At 61.4% G+C, this 23,010-nt stretch carries 21 protein-coding genes; 13 read left to right on the top strand and 8 right to left on the bottom strand.

Annotated features, from left to right (window positions below):
* Positions 1–54: 54 nt before the first annotated feature.
* The 3 genes from NWI01_RS16700 to NWI01_RS16690 all read right to left on the bottom strand — a co-directional run bounded on the left by NWI01_RS16700 (position 55) and on the right by NWI01_RS16690 (position 3,960).
* Complete coding sequence (locus NWI01_RS16700; protein WP_181410549.1) at positions 55–408, bottom strand: hypothetical protein; 354 nt, start codon at positions 406–408, stop codon at positions 55–57.
* A 482-nt stretch (positions 409–890) separates the two neighbouring features.
* On the bottom strand, positions 891–2,732 hold the full coding sequence (locus NWI01_RS16695; RefSeq protein WP_244613846.1) for a glycoside hydrolase family 15 protein: 1,842 nt from the start codon (positions 2,730–2,732) through the stop codon (positions 891–893).
* A 112-nt stretch (positions 2,733–2,844) separates the two neighbouring features.
* On the bottom strand, positions 2,845–3,960 hold the full coding sequence (locus tag NWI01_RS16690; protein WP_141385084.1) for an SDR family oxidoreductase: 1,116 nt from the start codon (positions 3,958–3,960) through the stop codon (positions 2,845–2,847).
* 176 nt (positions 3,961–4,136) lie between these two features.
* Here NWI01_RS16690 and NWI01_RS16685 point away from each other — a divergent pair, with 176 nt between their 5' ends.
* From NWI01_RS16685 to NWI01_RS16665, 5 genes are read left to right on the top strand one after another with little or no spacing between them, the layout of a single operon-like run.
* Complete coding sequence (locus NWI01_RS16685) at positions 4,137–4,901, top strand: cytochrome c oxidase assembly protein (protein WP_141385082.1); 765 nt, start codon at positions 4,137–4,139, stop codon at positions 4,899–4,901.
* Positions 4,898–5,416 (top strand): CopD family protein, encoded by a 519-nt coding sequence (locus NWI01_RS16680; RefSeq protein WP_141385081.1) that lies wholly within the window; start codon positions 4,898–4,900, stop codon positions 5,414–5,416. Before NWI01_RS16685 ends, NWI01_RS16680 begins: the two co-directional genes overlap by 4 nt.
* Positions 5,413–6,123: a cytochrome c oxidase subunit II gene (gene coxB, locus NWI01_RS16675; protein ID WP_244613845.1), complete on the top strand. Its 711-nt coding sequence runs from the start codon at positions 5,413–5,415 to the stop codon at positions 6,121–6,123. Before NWI01_RS16680 ends, coxB begins: the two co-directional genes overlap by 4 nt.
* Positions 6,120–8,639 (top strand): cytochrome c oxidase subunit I, encoded by a 2,520-nt coding sequence (ctaD, locus tag NWI01_RS16670; protein ID WP_141385079.1) that lies wholly within the window; start codon positions 6,120–6,122, stop codon positions 8,637–8,639. Before coxB ends, ctaD begins: the two co-directional genes overlap by 4 nt.
* Complete coding sequence (locus NWI01_RS16665) at positions 8,636–8,998, top strand: hypothetical protein (RefSeq protein WP_141385078.1); 363 nt, start codon at positions 8,636–8,638, stop codon at positions 8,996–8,998. The genes ctaD and NWI01_RS16665 overlap by 4 nt, the downstream gene beginning before the upstream one ends.
* 11 nt (positions 8,999–9,009) lie before the next feature.
* On the opposite strand, the gene NWI01_RS16660 is transcribed toward NWI01_RS16665, so the two are convergent.
* A complete protein-coding gene (locus NWI01_RS16660; RefSeq protein ID WP_244613844.1) occupies positions 9,010–9,489 on the bottom strand; it encodes a DUF2231 domain-containing protein in 480 nt (159 codons plus the stop codon).
* 309 nt (positions 9,490–9,798) lie between these two features.
* On the opposite strand from NWI01_RS16660, the gene NWI01_RS16655 reads away from it, so the two are divergent.
* From NWI01_RS16655 to NWI01_RS16635, 5 genes are all read left to right on the top strand, one after another.
* A complete protein-coding gene (locus NWI01_RS16655; RefSeq protein WP_141385089.1) occupies positions 9,799–10,173 on the top strand; it encodes a DUF2946 domain-containing protein in 375 nt (124 codons plus the stop codon).
* A 102-nt stretch (positions 10,174–10,275) separates the two neighbouring features.
* Positions 10,276–12,615: a TonB-dependent receptor gene (locus tag NWI01_RS16650; RefSeq protein WP_141385076.1), complete on the top strand. Its 2,340-nt coding sequence runs from the start codon at positions 10,276–10,278 to the stop codon at positions 12,613–12,615.
* A 72-nt stretch (positions 12,616–12,687) separates the two neighbouring features.
* The gene (locus NWI01_RS16645; RefSeq protein WP_141385075.1) at positions 12,688–14,175 is read left to right on the top strand and encodes a PepSY-associated TM helix domain-containing protein; all 1,488 of its coding nucleotides are present in this window, start codon (positions 12,688–12,690) and stop codon (positions 14,173–14,175) included.
* 126 nt (positions 14,176–14,301) lie between these two features.
* Positions 14,302–14,622 carry a DMT family transporter gene (locus NWI01_RS16640; RefSeq protein ID WP_141385074.1) on the top strand — a complete coding sequence of 107 codons (321 nt, stop codon included), beginning with the start codon at positions 14,302–14,304 and terminating at the stop codon, positions 14,620–14,622.
* A gap of 25 nt (positions 14,623–14,647) precedes the next feature.
* Positions 14,648–15,808 carry an amidinotransferase gene (locus tag NWI01_RS16635; protein ID WP_141385073.1) on the top strand — a complete coding sequence of 387 codons (1,161 nt, stop codon included), beginning with the start codon at positions 14,648–14,650 and terminating at the stop codon, positions 15,806–15,808.
* 136 nt (positions 15,809–15,944) lie between these two features.
* On the opposite strand, the gene NWI01_RS16630 is transcribed toward NWI01_RS16635, so the two are convergent.
* From NWI01_RS16630 to hemP, 4 genes are read right to left on the bottom strand one after another with little or no spacing between them, the layout of a single operon-like run.
* A complete protein-coding gene (locus NWI01_RS16630) occupies positions 15,945–16,754 on the bottom strand; it encodes a heme ABC transporter ATP-binding protein (protein ID WP_141385071.1) in 810 nt (269 codons plus the stop codon).
* The gene (locus tag NWI01_RS16625; protein ID WP_141385070.1) at positions 16,751–17,848 is read right to left on the bottom strand and encodes a FecCD family ABC transporter permease; all 1,098 of its coding nucleotides are present in this window, start codon (positions 17,846–17,848) and stop codon (positions 16,751–16,753) included. The genes NWI01_RS16630 and NWI01_RS16625 overlap by 4 nt, the downstream gene beginning before the upstream one ends.
* On the bottom strand, positions 17,845–18,786 hold the full coding sequence (locus NWI01_RS16620; RefSeq protein WP_244613843.1) for a heme/hemin ABC transporter substrate-binding protein: 942 nt from the start codon (positions 18,784–18,786) through the stop codon (positions 17,845–17,847). The genes NWI01_RS16625 and NWI01_RS16620 overlap by 4 nt, the downstream gene beginning before the upstream one ends.
* 35 nt (positions 18,787–18,821) lie before the next feature.
* Positions 18,822–19,028, bottom strand: coding sequence for a hemin uptake protein HemP (hemP, locus tag NWI01_RS19840; protein WP_244613842.1), 207 nt, complete (start codon positions 19,026–19,028; stop codon positions 18,822–18,824).
* Between the two features lie 264 nt (positions 19,029–19,292).
* Between hemP and NWI01_RS16610 the strand changes: the two genes are divergently transcribed.
* The 3 genes from NWI01_RS16610 (at position 19,293) to hutX (ending at position 22,994) form a co-directional block, all read left to right on the top strand.
* Positions 19,293–21,656, top strand: a complete 2,364-nt coding sequence (locus NWI01_RS16610) for a TonB-dependent hemoglobin/transferrin/lactoferrin family receptor (protein ID WP_141385086.1) — start codon at positions 19,293–19,295, stop codon at positions 21,654–21,656.
* A gap of 434 nt (positions 21,657–22,090) precedes the next feature.
* Positions 22,091–22,426 carry an antibiotic biosynthesis monooxygenase family protein gene (locus NWI01_RS16605; protein ID WP_141385068.1) on the top strand — a complete coding sequence of 112 codons (336 nt, stop codon included), beginning with the start codon at positions 22,091–22,093 and terminating at the stop codon, positions 22,424–22,426.
* Positions 22,427–22,463: 37 nt separating this feature from the next.
* Positions 22,464–22,994, top strand: a complete 531-nt coding sequence (hutX, locus tag NWI01_RS16600; protein WP_141385067.1) for a heme utilization cystosolic carrier protein HutX — start codon at positions 22,464–22,466, stop codon at positions 22,992–22,994.
* Positions 22,995–23,010: the final 16 nt, after the last annotated feature.

Raw genomic sequence — 23,010 nt, 5'->3', positions numbered from 1 at the left:
CTTCGCTCGAAGACGCTATAGTCGACCCCGCCGCCAGATACCGAGATCGAGCAGTTAAGTAACCTTCGTGAACATCGTCAGAACACCGTTCTGATCAATGTTGATGGCCACGACCTGTGCCGAGTTGCGGCCTTTCGCAGTGAGCGCGGACACCGCCTCCGGCGTTGCGTCAATGGTCTTGCGCAAGGACTTCATGTCCTCCTGCTTCGTATTTGCAACGATGGCATCAACCTTTGAGCGCACGTCCGCTTTCAACTCGTCCATGTCGACTACCTGGATACTTCGAATTGCGACGCCTTTTTGAGGTTCTGTCTGAGACTGCGGGGGCGATGTTTGCGCCAGCGCCATCGGCGATCCAGCCAAAAGCAAAGCAACGACGGTTGATAATGTGAATGTAGACGTGCGCATGTATCAGCTCCGGTTGAGATAGAGATGCACGACACAACGTAGCGTCGAAAGGTGTCGAACGCCGGAGGTTTATGCGTTCATTCAATGGATCTGATGTGGCCGCAATGTGCAAATTATTCGGTGATGGAGGCGCGCCCATCGATGGGCCGGAGACCACTTCAAACGTGGGCGATACTATCTCGTACCCGGCGTATCACCTATTGGATCATGTACCAGATGGCGATCGCGACCAGAATGACGACGCTCACGCTGGCGCCGTAGCGCACCCACTTTGGTATTGTGTCCCACATTCATCACCGCCGTTCGTTCGCAGCAGCCCGTTCTGCCGGCCAAAGATAACGGAAATCTTGAACAACTCATTCTATCTATTGATTTCAGCCGGCATGCGCCAGATGTAGCGGCGCATCCGCGAAAAGGCCGGCTTTTCAAGCTGGCCGGCGCTTTGGGCCGGGCCCAGGTCACGAAACGCTCCGCGGCATACATCATGTTCCGGTTCGAGCGGCCTTCTGACTTTTCATATGGGCTTCTCGCGCAGCACCCCTGATCCCGGCGAAATTGAACGCGGTGTCGATAAGCGCGAAATGCGAGAATGCCTGAGGAAAGTTTCCCGCCTGCGCCTGCCGCTTCACATCGTACTGTTCTGCCAGCAGACCAACATCGTTTCGCAGCGACAGGAGGTGCTCGAACAGGCGACGCGCTTCGTGCTCCCGGCCCTGGAGGATCATATTGTCGGCCAGCCAGAAGCTACAGGCGAGAAAAGCGCCTTCACTCGCCGGCAGGCCGTCCTCGGCCTTCCCGGTATCGTAGCGCCGCAGCAAGCCGTCCTTCGACAACTCGCGTTCGATCGTACGCGTTGTCGATACAATACGCGGATCGTCCGGCGGCAGGAAACCGAGGATCGGCATCAACAGCACCGAGGCGTCGAGAACCTTGGAGCCATAGGACTGCACGAAAGCCCCCTGCCCGGCGTCAAATCCCTTCTCGATAATCTCCGCATGAATTTCATCACGCAACGCCCGCCAGCGGTCGACCGGTCCCGCCAGCCCGAATCTCTCGCAGGAGATCACGGCGCGGTCGAAGGCAACCCAGGACATCAGTTTCGAATGCACAAAATGCTTGCGGCCGCTGCGCACCTCCCAGATCCCCTCGTCGGGTTCCCGCCACACGCTTTCAAGATGCTTGAGCAGTTCGCGTTGGAGTCCCGCCGACGCTTCATGAAGATCAAGGCCGAATGCCGTCGCCGCGTGGAGCGCATCCATGACGCTGCCGAAGACATCGACCTGAAGCTGGGAATAGGCGCCGTTGCCTATCCGCACCGGACGGGACCCGCCGAATCCTGGCAGCCAGTCGAGCTCCACCTCGTCATTACGATGCTCGCCGCCAATGCCGTAGAGCGGCTGAATCTGCGAGGCCGCGCCCGCGACAGCGCGCAGCAACCAATCGCACCAGGATTCGGCCTCGGTGCGGTAGCCCGCATTGATGAGCGACAACAGCGTGAAGGTCGCGTCACGCAGCCAGCAGAAGCGGTAATCCCAGTTGCGCGTGCTGCCGAACTGCTCGGGCAGCGATGTGGTCGGCGCGGCGACGATGCCGCCGGTGGGACGGTAGGTCAGCGCCTTGACCGTGATCAGCGAGCGCGTCACCGCCTCCTTCCATGGACCGTCATAATGACAGCGCCCGGACCACTCCGACCAATAGGCCTCGGTCTCGGCCAGCGCCTGCTCGGGATTGCAAATGCGCGGCGGCGGAAGATGAGAAGCCTCATGAGCGAGGACAAAAGGGACGCGCTCGCCTTCACCAACGGAGAACTCCGCCACCGTCGTGAAATTTTCGCCGTGGGTTGGGACCGGGGATTTGAGAATGGCCGAATGCGGTCCCGCGACCGCGCGCAACAATCCGCCCTCGATCCTGGAGACCCACGGCACGATGCGCCCATAGTCGAAGCGGAAGGCGACCTCCATGCGCATGTCGACACGACCACGCTTGCCCACCACCATCCGCACGATCTCGGAGACCTGCCGATCCTTGCGGATCGGCATGAAGTCGATGAGCGAAACCGCTCCCTCCTGCGTCTCGAATTCCGTTTCCAGGATCAGCGTATCGCCGCGATAGCGCCGCGATCTGCGGGTGAGCTCCCGCGCCGGCGAGATCCGCCAGCGCCCGTGCTTTTCCGTTCCCAGAAGCGCCGAAAAGCAGGCTCCTGAATCGAAGCGCGGCCAGCACAGCCAGTCGATCGAGCCGTCCTTCGCTACCAGCGCGGCTGTCTCGCAATCGCCGATGAGAGCGTAGTCGCCGATGGCGCGGGTCGTAACGCTGCTGAACATGCCGATGCTCATGCGGCGGGAACTGCGGTCATGGACAGCCGTGTAATACCGGGACGGCGTAAATCGGGAAGTCTGGTGTGCATTGCTGGCTCCGTTTGGTCGCGGCCGAGGTTTATCGCGGGCGGCATCGCTTTTCGGCTCGTGCCGCCGATGCGCGCCTCGCGCCGAGCACCGCGCCGGCGAAGCCGATCAGAACACAGGCTCCCGCAATCGTCGCGAAACGGATCGTCTGTGCGGGGAGCATTGCGGGATCCGGCCGTGCCTCCGCGCTGAAGGCGCCGTTGGTGCGGTGTCGCCCGGAGACAGGCGAGAAGAGGTTGTCGGATCGGTTGGCTCCGATCTCCGTTTCCTTCTGTTGTCCATCCACCGCCTCACGCGCGAGGAAACGATCGAGCAGGCCGGGAAACAGCATATCGCCGATGATCGTGAGCGATGTCGTTCCGCCCAGCCAGTATTCCCGTTTCGGATGTGTCGCGGCATGGACGATGGCTAAGGCCGCCGCCCGCGATGTATAGACCGGCGCCACCGGACGGAACGCCTTGCGCATCCTTGTGCGCGCCCATTCGAACTGCGGCGTGTTGACGGCCGGAAGATGGACCGCGGTGACGGCGACGTTGCTGCGATGATGAAGCAGTTCCGTTCTCAGCGAGTCCGTGAAGCCACGCACCGCGTGCTTGGCGCCGCAGTAAGCGGCTTGCAGAGGAATGCCGCGATAGGCGAGCGCCGACCCGACCTGCACGATCACGCCCCGATCTCGCGGCCGCATATGGCGAAGCGCTGCAAGCGTCCCGTGCACATAACCGAGATAGGTCACTTCCGTCACGCGCCTGATCTCCTCCGGCGTCAACTGCTCGACCGGCGAAAAGACGGTCGCCATCGCATTGTTGACCCAGATGTCGATCGGCCCAAGCTCGACTTCGCATTGGGCCGCCGCTGCGAACACGGCTTCCGCATCGGCGACATCAGCCGGAAAAATCCTTGCTTCACCACCGAAGGACTCGATCTCTGCTTTCGCATCCTCGAGTCCCGCGACGTCGCGCGCAAGCAAGGCGACATTCGCGCCCTCGCGTGCGAAGGCCCGCGCGGCTGCCCGGCCCACCCCGGCCGAACCGCCCGTGATCATCACCACCTTGCCTTGAAGGCTTTCAGGAATGGGCTTTCGGAAGACCTGCTCGATCGCGAACATCGCACCGCCTTGGATTGCAGGTGTTCCAACCATGAGGATCAACGATGGTTCCATCCCGGCATCAACCATATGAACCGGCGAGCTGTGTTTCCCTCGCGGACGCCACCTCGACAGATGAAATGAACGCGCGCGTCAGCGCACGACAGGTAGGCTTCGCAAGAACAAAACTGTTTCTGAGAAGTTGAGCAGGTCTGTTCAACAGATGTTGGGGACATCACATGCGGCAAGGCGCTGATCCTTATTGTGGTCCTGCCCCGCTGCCCGAAGATTTGGCGTCGAGTTGGAACTTCGACCCGCTGCTCATTGCTGTGTTTGCAGGAGTCGCCGCTGCCTGCCTGATGATGTCGCGCGAGCGCCGGATCGCGGCGTTGAAATCGCCGGTCGCGTTGGCTGGCTGGGCAGTGCTCCTGACGGCGTTCATTTCACCGCTCTGCGCGCTTGCCTCCGCGCTTTTTTCCGCGCGGGTTTTTCATCACGTGCTTCTGGTCGCCCTGGCCGCCCCGTTGTTCGCCCTGGCCTTTCCGCCACGAGCCACCTTGCGGCGGGTGCCTGTCTCCGGACTGGTTCTCATCCACGCGATCTGCATGTGGGTGTGGCACACGCCCGGACCTTACGCGTTCGCGCTCGATTCCACCGCGGCGTACTGGATGATGGAGGCAAGCCTCTTTCTGTCGGCCTTTCTGCTCTGGCAGGCTGTGCTTGACAGGCGAAATCATGCAGGCGCCACGCTGGCCGCGCTTCTGGCCACCGTCATCCAGATGGGGATGCTCGGCGCGCTGCTGACCTTCGCAGCCCGGCCCCTGTTCGATCATCACATGGCGACCACCCTGCCCTATGGATTGACGCCTCTCGACGATCAGCAGCTCGCCGGTCTCCTGATGTGGGTTCCGGCCTCGATGACCTATCTCGCCGCCGCAGCGCTGCTGGCTGCGCGCATGCTGGAAACGCACCCGCTTCCGGCTCAAGGCGGACGCCCGGCATGACGATCATCTGGTTGAAATTCATCCATGTCGGCGCGATCGGCCTATGGTGCGCGGGCTTGATCGGCCTCCCGGCACTTTACGGACAGCGCGTGCGCCTGAGGGATAAAGCGGCGCTGTTCACTCTGCAGGGTTCGGTCCGGTTCAGCTATCTGGCACTCATCTCGCCTGCCGCCTTCATCGCCGTGGGAAGCGGTATCGCGCTCGTCTTTGTCGCCGAAACCTTCGTGCCTTGGTTCTCGCTGAAGCTCGCCGTCGTCGGCATGCTGGTCGGACTCCATCTGTTGACGGGGCTCATCATCGTCCGCCTCTTCGATGACGGTGAAGACTATCCCGTCTGGCGCTTCGGCGCGGTCGCCGGCGTATCGCTTCTCGCGACGCTGGCAATCCTCTTTCTGGTGCTTGCGAAGCCATCGCTTCCGCTGGACGCGCTGCCTGACGCCATCTCGCGGCCGGGCGCGCTGAGAGAGCTTTTCGTTCCCCTCCTCCGGTGGACTGGCCTGGAGACAGGCCTGTGACGGTCGCGGCACGCCTGCGTCGACGGCCGCTTGCGTACCTCGCCAGCCTGACGATCCTGTCCGGTTGCACGGGGCCGCTTTCAGCGCTCGACCCTGCCGGACCGGCAGCCGCTTCGACGGCGACGCTATGGTGGATCATGTTCTCGGGGGCCGCCGTCCTGTCGCTTCTGATGGCTGTGCTGGTCGCGCTGGCGTTCCTCAAACCGGGCATCGCCTCGCTGTGGTCGGCGAGAAGCTGGATCATCTATGGCGGCCTTGTGATGCCTGGCGCAGTGCTGTCGGCCCTGCTGATCGCGGCCCTCGTACTGGGCGAGCGCATGATCGCGCGCCCGCTGGAGCAACCTCCACTGAAGGTCGCGGCGCAGGCGCGCCAATGGACCTGGAGCTTCGCCTACCCGGACAGCCGGCGAGCCACGCTATCCGTGAACGTCCTGCATATCCCCGCAGGCGAGCCGGTCGACGTGACGGTCACCACGACGGACGTAATCCACTCGTTCTGGGTGCCCCGGCTCGGCGGCAAGATAGACGCCATCCCCGGCCATCGGAACGTTGTCCGGCTTCAGGCGGATCGCCCGGGCGTTTATGGCGGCGTCTGCGCGGAGTTCTGCGGCGCAGGCCATTCTGCCATGCCGTTCACGGTTCTGGCCCATGAGCCCGAGGAGTTCGCCGCGATCATGGCGGGCGCGATTGAAGAGGCCAGGCGATGAGCGGGCGGGTGGCGACGCCGCTGCGGCTCCACAGGCAGCTCAACGAAATCTGGGCCAGCGGACGCGGTGTGAAACGACTCGCGGCGGTCAACCACAGCGTCATCGGCACGCGCTTCATGATCACCGCCCTTATCTTCTTCGGCATCGGCGGCCTGCTGGCGATGCTGATCCGCGCCCAGCTCGCCACATCCCGCTCCGCCTTCATCGGACCCGATCTCTACAATCAGGTCTTCACGATGCACGGCACCATCATGATGTTCCTGTTCGCGATCCCGATGTTCGAGGGCATGGCGATCTACCTGCTGCCGAAGCTTCTCGGCACGCGCGATCTCGCCTTTCCGCGCCTTGGGGCGTTCGGCTACTGGTGCTACCTGTTCGGCGGCGCGATCCTGATCGCGGCCATGCTCGCGGGCGCGGCACCCGACTCCGGCTGGTTCATGTACACGCCGCTTTCGTCCAGCGCCTTCACCCCCGGCGTCAATGCCGACGTCTGGCTGCTCGGCATCACCTTCGTCGAAATCTCCGCCGTGACCGCCGCCGTCGAACTGGTGGTATCCATCCTGAAAATTCGCGCGCCGGGCATGTCGCTCAACCGCATGCCCATCTTCGGCTGGTATGTGCTGGTCACCGCCGGAATGATGGTGCTCGGCTTCCCGCCGCTGATCCTCGGCTCCATCCTGCTGGAACTGGAGCGCGCATTCGATCTTCCCTTCTTCGACACCGCGCGCGGCGGCGACGCACTGCTGTGGCAGCATCTGTTCTGGCTGTTCGGCCACCCGGAGGTCTACATCATCTTCCTTCCGGCGGCCGGCGCGGTCTCGACCATCCTGCCGGTTTTCGCGCAACGCGAACTGACGGGATACCGGGCGGTGGTCGTCGCCCTCGTCGCGCTGGCCTTCCTATCCTTCGGGCTGTGGGTCCATCACATGTTCGCCGTGGGCATCCCGCATATGGCGCTCGCCTTCTTTTCAGCGGCCAGCGCCGCCGTCACCATACCCACGGCGGTGCAGATTTTCGCATGGATCGCGACGCTCGCGCACGGACGGCCGCGTTTCGATATTCCGATGCTGTGGATCTTCGGCTTCCTGTTCGTCTTCATTCTCGGTGGTCTGACCGGCGTCATGCTCGCCATGGTGCCGTTCAACTGGCAGGCCCACGACACCCAGTTCGTGACCGCGCACCTGCATTACGTACTGGTCGGTGGCTTCATTTTTCCGCTGGTCGCGGCGCTCTACTACTGGCTGCCCCACATCCGCGGCCGCGTCCCCGCGTTCAGGCTTTCCATGCCCGCATTCTGGCTGGTCTTCATCGGGTTCAATGTGACCTTCTTCATGATGCACCTGACGGGCCTGCGCGGCATGCCAAGGCGTGTCGGTACCTATCCCGTGGAGGCAGGCTGGGACTGGCTCAACCTCATATCGTCGATCGGCGGCTTCATCCTGACGATGGGTTTCGCGCTCATCGTCGTGGACGTGTTCCTGCAGGTTCGCTACGGGCGGCGCTTCCGGCGAAACCCGTGGAAAGCGCGGACGCTTGAGTGGGCGCAACCTATTCCTCCGCCCGCCTACAACTTCGCGTCCCTCCCGTGGATCACAAGACGCGCCGATACGCTCGAACCCGCGTCGATCGGTCCTGAGCTTGCCGCCGGTCACGGCTATCTTGGTTTCGCGCGCAACGGATGGATGGAAACGCTGGGGGTCGACATCACGAGCGGACGGATGGAGCACGTCATCGTCCTGCCGCGCCAGACCTACCTGCCGTTCTGGACGGCGCTTGCGGTGGCGGCCTTCGTGCTCAGCTTCCTGTTCAGCTACTACTGGTTCTCGCTGCTGCCTCTCGGCATCGCCTTCATCCTCCTTCTTTGCTGGACGCGCGTGACCGGTCTCGACCGGGATAACGGTCCCGTGGTCATCGGCCGGGAAGAAATTGCACCGCTCCATTATGAAACGCATCGGCCACCGTCCTGGTGGGGCATGATCATCGCGCTCATCGCCGACGCGGCCTTCTACGGCTCGCTGGTGTTCAGCCCGCTCTTCCTTTGGCTGACCGCGCCTGCCTGGCCGCCTTCACAGACGCTGAAGAGCGGCATGGTTGTGCCTGCCCTGCTAGTGGCCACCCTCGCCGCCGCGCCGTTATGCGCCCGGCGCGCGGTGGCGCTCAACGCCAAAAGCCGATCACCTGTTCTCTGGCTGGCGGCGACGGCCATCCTTCAATTCGCGTCGCTCATTCTGCTCGTGATCCTGATGCGGACGGGCCTGCCTGCGCCGACAGTACACGCTTACAACGCCACGTCCTTCGCGCTGCTCGCCTACAGCGTGTTGCATACCTTCCTCGCCGCCGTGTTCTCCCTGTTCGGTCTCTGGCGCGTCTGGGCAGGATACGTCTCGGCCAGGCGCAGTCTCGACCTGCGGATCGCGACGCCGTTGCACGACTATACGGCGATCACGGGGTTTGCCGGTATCGGGCTGGTCCTGCTGCTGCCGACCCTCATCACCGCCGGCGAGGCGTTCCGATGACCAGTGATCATCGCGCCTCGGCAAGCCTGCTTGTCTGGATATGCTCCGGCTTTCTCGCGTGGGGCGCTGCGTTCGCGGCCTTGTATTCGGCGCAGGCTCTCGGCTGCGGTTTTGACTGGGACGAGATCACGATCTTCGGAAGCATCGACGCGCACAGGCTGCTGCTGATTGGGCTTTTTCTCCTGGCCCTGTTCGCATCGGCCGTTCTGGCGCGCCTGTGCGCACGTCTTCCTCATCGCATCAGGGCGGATGATACCGCGCGCTTTCTGGGAAACGTCGCGAAGCTCAGCGCATGGGCGGCGCTGGCCGCGACGCTCGTTTCCCTCGGGCCGGTCCTTTTCACCACGGCATGCTACTGAGCGGCGGTTGATCACTCCTCGTCGTTAGAGATCGCGACGCCCACGCCGTGATGGAAAATCAGCTTGCCTCCGTGCCATCCGGCAAGGCCGGTGAAGATCGCGCCGAAGACCGACAACAGCAGGCCGTGCGGCAGAACCGCATCGTCCACATGAAGCCTCAGCCCCCAGTTCGTGCCGAGGATGGCGATCAGCATCATGGCGCTGATACCGTGGCTCCAGCTCTGGACGCGGTGGCGGATCTGCGGAACCAGCAGCAGCTCCACGGTTCCAACGAGTCCGGCGGCGACCCCGCTCGCGAAGGCGAGGCCCGAGGCCCACAGAGCCACCCGCGCCCAGAACGGATCGGCTGTCCACAGGAGGAGAATATCCGCGCCGAGCGTGCCGATGGCAAACGCGATCGGGAAATGGACGCTCATGGCATGCAGGGGGTGACCAGCCACCGCGACCGCGGAAGGGATTTCCTCCTCCTCCGCCGTGACGGGCTGTTCCATTGAGCTTTTGGTCATATCGCTACCGCTTCAACCGCGCCCTGCTCCGCACTACTGTGGAGAGCTGTCATCCACGTCTTCTTTGGATACGAAGGCAGACGCCACGAGCACTTCGAACCCAGCCCACCCGACCTGAACGAACTCGACCTGGACGCCAATGTTCCACCGTCGTTTGCAAGCGCTCTCCACGCGGCTTTGGTGGAGACTGCTCGGTCTGGCGGCTGGTGCGGCATGATACCGCATGATCCGACAGATGCGCCGCGCTATGAATGCGCGCTCGCGTCATGTGTCGTCGCGAAAGGCTGGGAAATCATGCGTCGGCGGCTGGGAAGATTTCTTCCGATCCTCATGCTTGCGATGCTGGTGCAGATATTCGCACCCGTCGCCGCGTGCCTGGCGTTCAGCCCGACCACGACCGATCCGCTGGCGGGCGCAATATGCTCGCACGCGCCCGACACAGGTTTTCCGCAAGATCGTGAGGACGATCCGCAGCAGATGCACGGCGCCTGCTGCGCCCTGTGTTGCGTCGTCCACCACGCCGCGGCGCCGCCACCGGATCCGCAAGCCTTCGAAGTCAGGATCGAGCGTGACGCAACCCGCGTCGCCTGGCAGGACCTGATCTTTGACCTGCGGCCGCTCGCGGCCCACTCCAACGCGCAAGCGCGCGCGCCTCCGTTCATTTCCTGATTCAACACATCCACTCGACCGCCGCGACACCTTCGCGTTCGCGGTGATCCTATCTGTTTGAACGCTCCGGGCGAAAGCTCGCATCAGGAAACAAAATACATCATGTCGAACGACACCGCCCTCGGCCGGGGCGGCGCGCTTTGCTGCGTGCTCGCAACCGTGGCCGCGATCGAATCCTGCTCGACTGCTTCCGCGCAGCCGAATTCCGATACCGTGCTGCCGGCGGTGACGATCACCGAACCGACCCGGCAATCCCTTCGCTCCCAGCCGAACCGCGCCTCGCGCGCCTCCGCCGCACGACGCGCAATGCATCAATCGACTTCGCGAACACCCGCTGTCACGCCGTCAGCCACCCTCTCCGCCACCGCGACCCGCACGATGAATGCGGAAGGAGCGCCGGGCCCGCTGAATCTCGGTGTCCCGAATGCGGCCGGCAGCCTCGTCGGGCTGACGCCGCGCGAGACACCGGCCACCGTCAACATCATCACACAGCGGGATATGCAGGAAAAAGGCCTCCGCACGATGGTGGAGACCTTCAACTCGGTTCCGGGCGTCATGTCGGGAAACCTCCCCGGCGAACCCGGCGTCATCTCCATGCGCGGGTTCTCCCGCGCAGCGACCGGATATGCGGTCGATGGCGTTCGCGCGCCAGACCCGCTGATCGTCTCCCGGGATTTCGACACCTTCAGTTTCGAGCGTGTCGAGATTCTGAAAGGGCCTGCGTCCGTCATTCAGGGTGTCGGCGCCTTGGCCGGAGCCGTGAATCTTGTCACGAAGCAGCCCAAGCTCGGCCAGGCAGGCGCTCAGGGCCTGTTGAGCTATGGCAGCTTCAACTCGCTGCGGACGGGCATCGATATCAACGCTCCGATCGGATCAAACGCGGCCGTCCGCTCGACGCTGAGCTACGGACAATCCGACGGCTTTATCAACGACACCCGATCACGCAAGGTTGGCGCAACGACCGGCGGGACGCTCGCGCCGACAGACCGGCTCATCTTCACAGGCTCCGCCAGCTTCTTTCACGACGAGTTCCGGACGCCCTATCAGGGCACTCCGCTGATCGCCCGCTCGCTGGCGCGCGATCCCACGAACCTGGTCTCGGCCCCCGGCGGGCTTGTGATCGACCGTTCCATTCGCAATCAGAACTATAATGTCGAGAACGGGCTGATGACGTCGGACACTGTCTGGCTGCGCGGCGGCGCCGAATACAAGCTGACCGACAACTGGACACTGCGGAACGATCTCAGTTTCTTCAAGGCCGACCGGTACTGGGCCAGTTCCGAAGACTTCACGTTCAATTCCGTGAGCGGCCTGCTCGACCGTTCGACAACGAAAATCACGCACGGGCACCAGATCTGGTCGGAGCGCGCGGCGGCGTCCTACGACGGCATCATCGGAGGGTTTCGCAACCGCTTCGCGGCCGGGCTCGAATACACCGACACGAATTTCGACTCGAGCAGACGGTTCGGATCCACCACGCCGGTCGATCCCTTCAATCCGGATCGCGGCTACTTCCCTGCCGATGCGGCTGCGAACTTCCCGACCCGGCAGGATTTCACCAGTGGGCTAAAAACGTTCGCAGCCTTCGCGGAGAACGCCGTCAACCTGACGCCGGACTGGCTGATGCTCGCCAGCGTACGGCACGAGAGCATGAAGCTCGATCGACGGATCGACGATCTGAACACAGGTGCGGTCACCCACTTCGACAAGAGGTTCGACAATCTCTCTTGGCGGGTCGGAACGGTTTACAACGTAACGTCCGGAACGGCGTTATTTGGCCAGTATAACCGGGCCGCCATTCCGGTCTCGGGGCTGCTGCTCAGCAATCTCGCCAACGGACGGTTCGACCTGTCCACCGGAAGTTCGATCGAGGGCGGAATCAAATCGTCGCTCTGGGACAACCGTGTGGTGACGACCGCTTCGGTCTATCAGATCGAGCAGAACAATATCCTGACCCGCGATCCGACAACTCCAGCGTTGACGGTGCAGGGCGGCAGCCAACGCTCCCGCGGCGTGGAACTGGACGTCGCGGTATCCCTGACGCCGCAGTGGAGAGTGAACGCGAACGCATCCTTCATCAAGGCGGAGTTTACCGAGTTGCGCAGCGCCACGCTCGATCTGCGCGGGAACCGCCCCATCAATGTGCCGGCGCAGGCGTTCATGGTCTCGACCAGCTATCGGTTCGATCCGGTGCCGCTGACAATCGGCGCATCGGTGCAGCATGTAGGATCGTTCTACACCGACACCGCCAACACCATCGAGGTGAGCGGACGAACCCTGCTTGACGCCTGGGTGGCCTACGACATCGGCGGCGGAACGTTGCGGCTGCGCGGCCGCAATCTCACCAACGCATTCTATGCGAACTGGTCAGGATACAGTCCCACCCAGGTGTATCTCGGCGCGCCGCGCAACTTCGACCTCTCCTACAACATCAGGTTCTGATGCGTGAAACACGGCGTCTCGTCGGTGCTCCGGCGGAGCCGTCCCCCTTTCGATGTCTGAAAGCAAACGCCGATGTCCAACTCCTTCTCAGCCCTGGCTCTGCACCGCACGGTCTGGCGCTGGCATTTCTATGCCGGTCTCGTGGTCGCACCCTTCATGTTCGTTCTCGCGGTGACGGGCGCGATCTATCTCTTCAATGACGAGATCAACGATGTGCTCCATCGTGATCTACGCATCGTCGCGCCGGTGTCCGAACCGGTGCCGCTCAGCGAGATGGCCGAGGCTGCGATCACCGCCTATCCCGGCGGAAAGGTCACCCGCATCGATACGGCTCGGGCGACGAACCGCAGCGTGGAAGTATTCGTGACACCGGCCGCAGGTGATCCGATCCGCGTGTTCGTCGATCCCGGCACCGGGCGGGTTCTCGGCTCCTATGTCTATGCCCGCACGCTGGTCGGCTTTGCCGACGTGGCTCACGGTTCGCTGATGCTGGGAAGCATCGGCGACAATATCGTCGAGTTGGCTGCCTGCTGGGGCTTCATCCTTGTGGCGACGGGCCTTTACCTGTGGTGGCCGCGTGGCCGCTTCCGTCTCGGCGGTCTTCTCTATCCACGAATTATAGCGTTTTCGAGCGAAGTGGAATCCGGTTCGCGTAAAGAAAACGCGTCAAAACATAAAGACAGAGACTTTCACCGCTTCCGTGAAGCGGTGAAAGTCTCTAGCCGGCGCGGACGGCCGTTCTGGAAGGAATGGCACGCGGTGGTCGGAATGTGGTCCGCCCTTCTCATCATGTTCCTGATCCTCACGGGCCTGCCATGGGCATCCTTCTGGGGCGACCTGCTGCGCCGCGGCACCGACCTCGCCGGCATCGGCTATCCGGCGAGTCACAGGCTTCACGGAGCGGCGCCGTCCACGACGACGGTCAAGGACGCCGTGGGCAAGGCCGCGCCGTGGACGCTGGAGCAGGCGCCGATCCCGGATTCCGATCCGCATGCCGGGCATCACGGGCACATCACCTCCGAGCCCGCCGCGAAACGCTCGCTCGACGTCGACGACGTTGCCGCGATTCTGACGCGCGAGGGTTTGATGGCTCCGTATCGCCTGATCCTGCCGAAGAACGCCAGCGGCGTATTCACCGCCTTCAGCTATCCCGATCAGCCGGAGACGCAACGCACGCTCCATGTCGATCAGTATTCTGGCCGCGTGGTCGGTGATATCCATTTCACGGACTACGGATGGGCCGCGAAGGCCGTGGAACTCGGCGTCCAGATCCACATGGGCAACTACTTCGGACGCCTCAATCAGATCGTGATGCTGATCCCCTGTGTCGGCATCATCGTCCTGACGATCACAGGCCCCCTCATGTGGTGGCGGCGACGTCCGAAAGGAGAATTTGCAGCACCGCAGCCGCTATCGTCGCCGCGGCTGCGCACGTCGGCGATGATCGTCATCGGGCTCTGCGTGATATTCCCGCTGGCGGGGGCGTCACTGGCTCTGGCGATGATTGCCGACTGGGTGTGGGAACAATCACCTGTGTACCGGATTCGGCCCGGACAGTGAGGGATCAGTGAACATTCGCGACGCGCAACAAACGCGTCGCGATTTGCCGGCGGCTTGCCTTGTGCGCCTTCCCTGGCCTATATCGGGCGCGGTCGCCTTGAGCGGCAGGACAGCCAGCGGTGCCAGATGTCTTGGCTTTACCTCTTCCTTGCGGGCCTTGCTGAAACAGGATGGGCTATCGGCTTGAAGTACACGGACGGGTTCACGCGTCTGTGGCCGAGCGTGTTCACTGGTTTGGGGATGGCGCTCAGCTTCGTGCTGTTGTCGATTGCGATACGAACCTTGCCGGTCGGCACAGCCTACGCAATCTGGACTGGAATCGGAGCTACCGGAACAGCTCTGTTGGGCATGTGGCTTTTTGCCGAGCCCGCAACAACAGCGCGGTTCGCATGCCTGGGGCTGATCATCATCGGCATGGTCGGCCTCAAAGTCGTTTCACCTGCTTGAGCTTAACGAATTTCCGGGAGGCTAAATGATGCTGGACACCTCTGGTCACCCTTCCAACCGTGAGCAGGATGAAAATCGCGCGAGGAACGATTCGCCATCTAAGCAGGCGTGCCCCGTCAACTCCCATAACGAATGGGACCCGCTGGAAGAGGTGATCGTCGGCCGGCTCGAAGGTGCGACAATCCCTTCGAACCATCCGACGGTAACTTCCAATATACCGGGTCTCGCCGCCAAGAAAGTTCACGCGCTTGTCGCCGGAATGCGGTTCCCCAAAATCATGTCAGAACCCGCTCAACGCGAGCTGGATGGGTTTATCAAGATTCTTGAGTCGTTCGGGATCAAGGTCCGCAGGCCGGATGCCATAGACTGGAAACGCCGTTTCGGAACGCCGAACTGGCGTGCGAGAGGTTTCATCAATGCCTGCCCACGCGATTCCATGCTGGTCATCGGCGATGAAATCATCGAGACGCCGATGGCATGGCCCACCCGCTATTTCGAGACCCATTCTTATCGGGCGCTCCTGAAGGAGTATTTCCGGGCCGGGGCGCGCTGGACGTCGGCGCCGAAACCCGAGCTGAGGAAAGAGCTATTCGACGACGCCTATCGTATTCCAAAAGAAGGCGATCCCATCGGTTATGTCCTGACCGAATGGGAGCCGGTGTTTGATGCGGCCGACTTCATGCGTTGCGGCCGGGATCTCTTTGTTCAGAAGAGTAATGTGACCAACGCAATGGGCATTGAGTGGTTGCGACGGCACTTGTCGGATCGCGGCTATCGCATCCACGAGATCGAAAGCCGCTGTCGCATGCCGATGCACATCGACACGACTTTCGTGCCGCTGGCTCCTGGTAAAGTTCTCGTCAATCCGGAGTACCTGGATATCAGCCGCCTGCCTCCCATCCTGAAAGATTGGGCGATACTGGTCGCACCGGAGCCGAACCCGATCGAAGACCGGCTGCTCAAGATCACCTCCATGTGCGGCAAGTGGTTGAGCATGAATGTGCTGACAATCGACGAGAAGCGTGTTGTCGTCGAGCGACATCACACGTCGATGATCAAGGCACTGGAGAAATGGGGCTTTGAGCCGGTGCCCTGCGATTTCCTGCACTATGGCGCGTTTGGCGGCGCGTTTCATTGTGCAACGCTCGACATTCGACGACGGGGTAGTCTGGAAAGCTATTTCTAGATCCTTCCGCTTCTGATGGAATCGGAAGCAAGTCTCTTTGATTTTGGTTTGACGCGCTTTCTTCATGCGAGCAGGTCATCCATCCTTAGGGCCCAAGCCCGAGGACATGCTTCGCTCGGAAAACACTACGGGCAGATCATAAGACGTTGCCCGATCCAATCGATTTCATTGCTTGAGGCAGCAAAACCGGGCTGCCGTCGCCGTGATACTGAATATCCGCGCAAACTTCGAACACCTTTCGGATCAGTCCGTCGGTGATCGTTTGCGCGGGAGGACCATCGGCGACCACGGCGCCGCGGTGAATCACAATAATGCGGCTGGCGAAGCGGACGGCGAGATTAAGGTCGTGCAGAATCGCGATCACGGCTGTCCCGTTGCGGGCGCGCCGGCCGGCGATTTCGACCAGTTCGATCTGATGGCGTAAGTCCAGACTCGATGTCGGCTCATCGAGCAGGAGTAATCCCGGCCCATGACGAGCTTCGCCGCACGCCAATTGAACGAGGACGCGCGCAAAATGGGTGCGCTGCTGCTCGCCGCCCGAGAGAGTCGGCAGTTGACGGCTGCGGAGCGGACGGATTGCGACCTCGTCCATGGCCGACTCGACAAGCGGATGCGCGGCAACGATTCCCATGTCGCCCGCGCCCATGCGGACGATCTCCTCGACCGTGAATGGAAACGTGACGTTGATGTGTTGCGACAGGGTCGCGCGATGGGTCGCGAGTTGTGACGCGGAGTAGGATCTCAGATCGGCCTGCTTGAGTTCGATACGTCCTTGCGTCGGCTGGAGATCGCCGGAAAGCAGGCGAAGAAGGGTAGACTTTCCAGCACCATTGGGACCAACGATCGCAACCATCTCTCCGCTTCCGACGCTGAGGTCGACGCCATCGACCAGCGTCGCGCCGTTGATCCGCATCGTCGCTGAATGCGTTTCGACGATCGGCCTCATAGCCCGGCCAGCCCCCGCTGCCGGAGCAGGATCGCGAGGAAAAACGGCGCGCCGATCGCCGCCGTCAAAATGCCGATCGGCATCTCGGCAGGCGCGACAATGGTCCGGGCCAGCGTGTCGGCGCCGACAACCAGAATCGCACCGAGAAGCGCCGATGCCGGAAGCAGGATCCTGTGACCGGGGCCGATCACCAATCGAAGGAGGTGCGGCACAACAATGCCGATGAAACCGACAACACCGCAGATCGAGACCGCGACTCCGGTCATGGCCGAGATCAGAACGATCGACGCTTGCTTCAGCCGTTCGACATTGACACCACTATGGAACGCTTCGGACTCGCCCAGCACGAGCAGGTCCAGCCCTCGGCCGATCCGGAAGCACGCGAACACGCCGATGACGAGGACCGGCGCAATTGTCACCGCCTTGCTCCAGGTCGCACCGCTCAGCGAACCCAGCATCCAGAACGTGATGTCGCGCAACTGCCGGTCATCCGCGATGAACACCAGAAGCCCAAGCCCGGCATTGGCGATCGCGGCGATCGCCAGGCCCGCCAGAAGAAAGATCGCGATGGACGTTCGTCCCGTGCGGCTGGCAATGCCGTAGAGGACAAATGTAGTGACAAGCGAACCCAGGAACGCCGCCAGCGGCAGGACCGCATTCTGCATGAATCGGAAGGCGTCGCCGTAACTGCTGTCGATCAGAACAATGGCGCTCGCGGCGGCAAACGCACCGCCGCTGGAAACGCCGACCAGCGCCGGATCGGCCAGCGGATTCCGAAACAGGCCCTGCATGATCGCGCCGGACGTTGCAAGCAAACCACCAACCACGGCGGCGGCCAGAATGCGCGGGATCCGGATCGACCAGAGCACGAGTTGATCGCGAGCGAGCAGCGCGCCGGCCTGTTCACTCGTCCAAAGTCCCAGCGCCACCGGAACGCGGCCAAGCGGGATGCCTGCGGCGCCCATAGTCACCGCGGCGATCGCGACGCCCGACAATGCCAGCAGCAGGCAACCGAACAGAAGTGTGGGCACAGGGCGCACGCTCGCGCTTCCGCGAGACAGCTTTGCGCTTCCGATACCGTCGATCGCGGTCATTTCAGGCAATCGACGGCCGGCGCTGCGGGAGTGAACTTATCGATCTCGGACGCGAGCGTCGGGTAAAGTCGGATCGACAAATCGCGTGCGGCGGCCGCGGTTCGTGGACCGAACCCGAGAAGATAAAGCCCCTCCATTGAGATGAACGACTTGTTCGCCGTAGCCGGCGTCAATGCAAAGGCAGGATGCTGGTAGATCGTATCCGGCGTTAGCGAATCCTTGCCCCTGTCGATGGACAGGACAACATCCGGCTTGGCGGCGACAATCGCCTCGTCGCTGATCGGCTTATAGCCTTCATACTCAGTGATGGCGTTGATGCCTCCGGAGAGCTTGATGATCTCGTCGGCTGCGGTATGAAACCCCGCCGCCATGGCGCGGCCGTTCACGAGCGACATCACGAACATGACGCGAACCGGCTTATCAATCCTGGCTCGCAGACCCTTCAGCTGGGTGAGGTCCTGAGCAACGGCCGCCGTGAGACAGGCGGCGCGGGCGTCGGCTCTCAGCGCGTGTCCCACCAGGGAAATCTTGTCGAGAATACCCTGCTCCGAATAGGTCTCGGGCACAAGAACAAGCGGCACCTTCGCCGCCTGCAGAACGTCAAGCGTTTCCTTCGGCCCCGACCCCTGCATCGCAAAGATCACCGACGGGTTCAATCCGAGGACGCCCTCCGACGACAACTGACGCATATAGCCGACATTCGGCATCTTCAGAGCCGCCGCGGGATAAAGGCTGGTTGAATCGACACCGACGATATGACTCTCAAGTCCAAGTGCGTAGAGAATCTCGGTGACCGCGCCGCCGATGGCGACGATGCGCGAGGGATCGTCGACCGCAATGTCGTGGCCGCTCGCGTCGCGCACCGTGATTCCATCGGATCGTGACGGCACGGAAGGCAGGATTGTCGCCACCGCCGCCGTTGCAAGAACACAAGCCACGGCTGGCCATCGCGAGAACGATCTGGAATGCAGGTTCATTTGGTCAAAATCAGCTTATTCTGCGACGTCAGCCGCAAGCGATAATTCTCTGCTCCGTGCGCAATAATGACTTCACGACCATCTGAGAATAGTTCTCTGCTGTCGATTATGCCTTCTCGCATCGTGATGCTGCGCTCTACAACGAGGACCGTGACTTCATCATTCTTCAGAGCCTGGTGTTTCTTCCGCGATATTTCCGGCATTCAGCCGCTCAGCCTGTTTTGAAACGCTGGAACTTCTTTACAGGTACTTTTCGTCTCAAACCAACCGCTGAAGTTTACAATCTCTATAAACATGTGAGCGAACGGTTGACCTCGTTGAAACGGCTTCTTACTCCCAACATAGCGCATGCGTTCCCGTGAAGAACACATGTCACCGTAGGCAGCCAGCAAGCCACTGCATTTTTTGCAACGCCCGCTAGCCACCCGACTTCAAAATAACATTACAGCGTGGGGCGCGGGACAATGATGGTCGGCGGAGCTAGGCGTTTGCGCGCCTTGAATATGGGATTTCTCGTTGTTGCGATGTCGTTGACCGCCGCCGACGTTACCACTGCACAACAAGCTCCGGACGCCACGTCCTCGGCGCAGTCAACCGAGCCTCCAGATCCAGCAACCCGCAAACGAGGAGCCTCACGTCAACCAGCCGCCAACGAAACGACGGTACTCAATGCTCGAACGCAGGCCGGCTCTCAGACCGTTGTTCCGCTCGATATGATCACCGTGACGTCGACAAAGACAGGTGAGCGCGCGATCGATGCCCTTGCGCCGGTCAGCGGACTTACGCTTGAGCAGATCCAGGGACTTCAGGCGGGAAGGATATCGGATATCTTCCGTGTCATGCCGGGCGTTTCATTCGAGGATCGCGGCGATAGCCCGTCCAGCTCCATCAATATTCGCGGCTTGCAGGATTTTGGCCGGGTCGCCGTTGTTGTCGACGGCGCACGTCAGAATTATCAACGGAGCGGCCATAACGCCAACGGCGCCTTCTTCCTGGACCCGGAGTTGATTGGCTCAGTGGATGTCACGCGCGGACCCACCGCCAACATCTATGGATCCGGCGCGATTGGCGGCGTCGCATCTTTCCGGACCAAGGATATCAACGACATTCTTCGTCCCGGCGAGAACTGGGGCGTCGATATGACCGGCTGGTACGGCACCAACAACAATCGGGTGCTGGGGTCGATCTTCGGCGGCGTTCGTCTCGATCCGACCGTGGATGTGTTCGGAGGCGCCGTTTATCGCGCTCAAGGAAACTACAAGGACGGCGCGGGCACCGAGATCGGCAATACCGGCAACGACATTGCGGCCGGGTTGATGAAAGTCACCGTCCGCCCCGCCGACGGGCACGAAATCAAGTTGGGCGGGCTATTCCAGGATTACCAGTACAATATTGGCCAGTTCAACAGAGGCCCCACGATCACGGCAGCTCAACGGGCGCTCAATCAGGGCTCATCCGTCTATGCCTCGGATGCCAAGAACTACACGGGTACACTGAGCTGGCGCTATGCGAAGCCGGACGACGCATTGTTCGATTGGAATATATCCCTGTACGGCAATCGCGTCGATAACGATCAGACCAAGACCCATCACTACTCGACCAGCGGCGCGGCTTATTGCGGTCCCGGCGTCGCCGGCAACAACATCTCCGGCTGCGTTGGCGATCGGAGAAGTTATCTGCTCGATACGATCGGTCTCGATGTTCATAACACTTCTCGCTTCGATGTCGGGAACTGGCAGAATGCCGTCACTTACGGCTTCGACGCCTTCAACGACAACGTCGAGACCACAGACTCGCGCGGCAACTCCAATATTACGACTCCCAGCGGAAGTCGGACCGTTTCCGGAGGTTTCGTACAGCTCCAGAACAGGTATGGCAGCTGGCTGGAAGTAATCAGCGCGCTTCGCTACGATCATTACGAACTTCATTCCGTAGGGACGGCGCTGGGCCAGACAGCGTCCAGCGGCGATCGGCTCTCTCCCAAGATAACAGTCGGCATAACGCCGGTTGCAGGATTTACACCCTACGCCAGTTACGCCGAAGGCTATCGCGCGCCCTCGATAACCGAAACCTTGATCGCAGGCGGCCATGCCACGGGTGGCGGTCCGGCACTCTTCAACTGCCCGGATGGCACCAGCGGGCTGTTCTGCTTGCTGCCGAATCCAAATCTGCGACCCGAGGTCGGCAAGACCAAGGAAGTTGGCGTCAATCTCAAATATAATGGCGTGTTCGCGGAGGGCGATGCATTCCGTGCGAAGTTCAATGTCTTCCGCAACGATGTCAGCAACTATATCGACTTGGTCCCCTCGGCTCCGACGATGACGATGTTTGGTCCTTTCAGCCAATACTACCAGTATCAGAACATCGCGGCGGCGAGGATCCAGGGCTTCGAGTTCGAAACCAATTATGACGCCGGCGACTGGTTCGTCGGCGTGGCCGGTAATATCCAAAGCGGCAGGAACACGGCCACCAATGTCGGCCTGGCCACCATGCAACCGCGCAAAGTCACGACGACCGCCGGTGTGCGATTGCTGGATCGAAAGCTGATCGCGTCAGCACAGTGGTCATCCTATGCAGCGCTGACCGACCTTCCCGCAGGCTATCTGCCTTCGACAGCCTACAACCTGGTGCACCTGTTCCTGACCTATCAGGCGGCCCAGGATGTTGTATTGACCGCGTCGGTTCAGAACCTGCTGAATGAATATTATCGGCCTTACGCGATACCCGGTTCGTCAACTGACGGCACGAGCCAGAACGACGTCCTGTTCGCCAGCCCTGGCCCCGGGATCGTTTTCAGGGCAGGCTTGAGGGTGCATTTTGGCGGGGTCTGATATCGTTATTGTAGTTGTGCCGACGGACCGCGCTGATAACCTAGTGGTCCGATTCCAACATTCGCATCCGGGACGCGCGGCCGAATGGGTCGCGAATGTCAAATTCACTCCACTAGAGTCTGGTTCAACTACGTTGAACCAGACTCTAACCTTGACCTCTTGAGCGAGCATGATCTTATCCGAAAACCGGTTTCCACTTTTCGGGATCATGCTCTATAGCGTTTTCGAGCGAAGCATGTCCCCGGGCTTGAGCCCTAAGAATGGATGACCTGTTCGCGTGAAGAAAACGCGTCAAAACAACAATCCAGAGCTTCGCTTCTGATTCAAACAGACGCGATAATGCTCCGGCGCTGCTCTCGTTCTGTTATTCTGACTTGCAGATGCAGGGAAATGCAGAATACACGACATCAACCGTAAAACTGGAGGATACCAGCATGTTTATCGCGATGAACCGTTTCCAGGTTAGATTGGGCTCGGAAGCGGCTTTCGAAAACCTTTGGGCGACGCGTGAATCCTACCTCGGAGCCATGCCGGGGTTCATCGAGTTTCATCTCCTGAAGGGACCAAAGGCCGAGGATCACACGCTTTATTCGAGCCACACGACCTGGGTTGATCGCGCGGCGTTTGAAGGATGGACGAAGTCTGAAGCATTTCGCAAAGCGCACGCGCGCGCCGACAATAAAACAGGTGAGAGCCTGTATCTCGGCCATCCGAAGTTCGAAGGTTTCGAGATCATCCAGAGCGAGCGGAAGTCCGACGCCGCCGCCTGAAGTCGTAATCGACCCATCGTATCACTGGAGGATTAACGTGACCGGCGCGATTGCTTCGGATCTGAGAGCCTATCTTGCGGAGAATCCCGGTGCGGTGATCGAGGATGTGGCGCGCGACCGCCATGTGTCGCCGCGGACGGTGATCGAGGCATTGCCGTCCGATATGGTCAAACTCTGTCAGGGCGGTGGATTTGCAGACGCAATGCAGGATATCACGCAATGGGGAGAAGTTACTCTTATCGTTCATACCGCTGACGCCATCTTTGAAATCACCGGACCGATTCCGAACGGTGAAATTGGCCGCGGTTATTTTAACCTGATGCAGCCGAAGGGCCTGCACGGCCATCTGCGGCATGAAAGATGCGCCGCTATCGCCTTTGTCGAACGCCCCTTCATGGGTAAGTCTTCGGCATTCGTCGCGTTCCTGAATGTCGACGGCGGCGTGATGTTCAAGGTCTTCGTGGGACGGGACGAGACAAGAGCGTTGCGGCAGGATCAGCTCGAACGATTTCGCGCGCTTGCTGAACGTTTGGGCGCCGTGCCTGCAAACGAGGAGATTTGTTCATAGGAACCTCCGGAGTCTA

Origin of the sequence: Nitrobacter winogradskyi (genome assembly GCF_006539545.1) — a bacterium.
Taxonomy (GTDB): domain Bacteria; phylum Pseudomonadota; class Alphaproteobacteria; order Rhizobiales; family Xanthobacteraceae; genus Nitrobacter; species Nitrobacter winogradskyi_A.
This window is presented reverse-complemented; position numbering and strand designations above follow the sequence as displayed.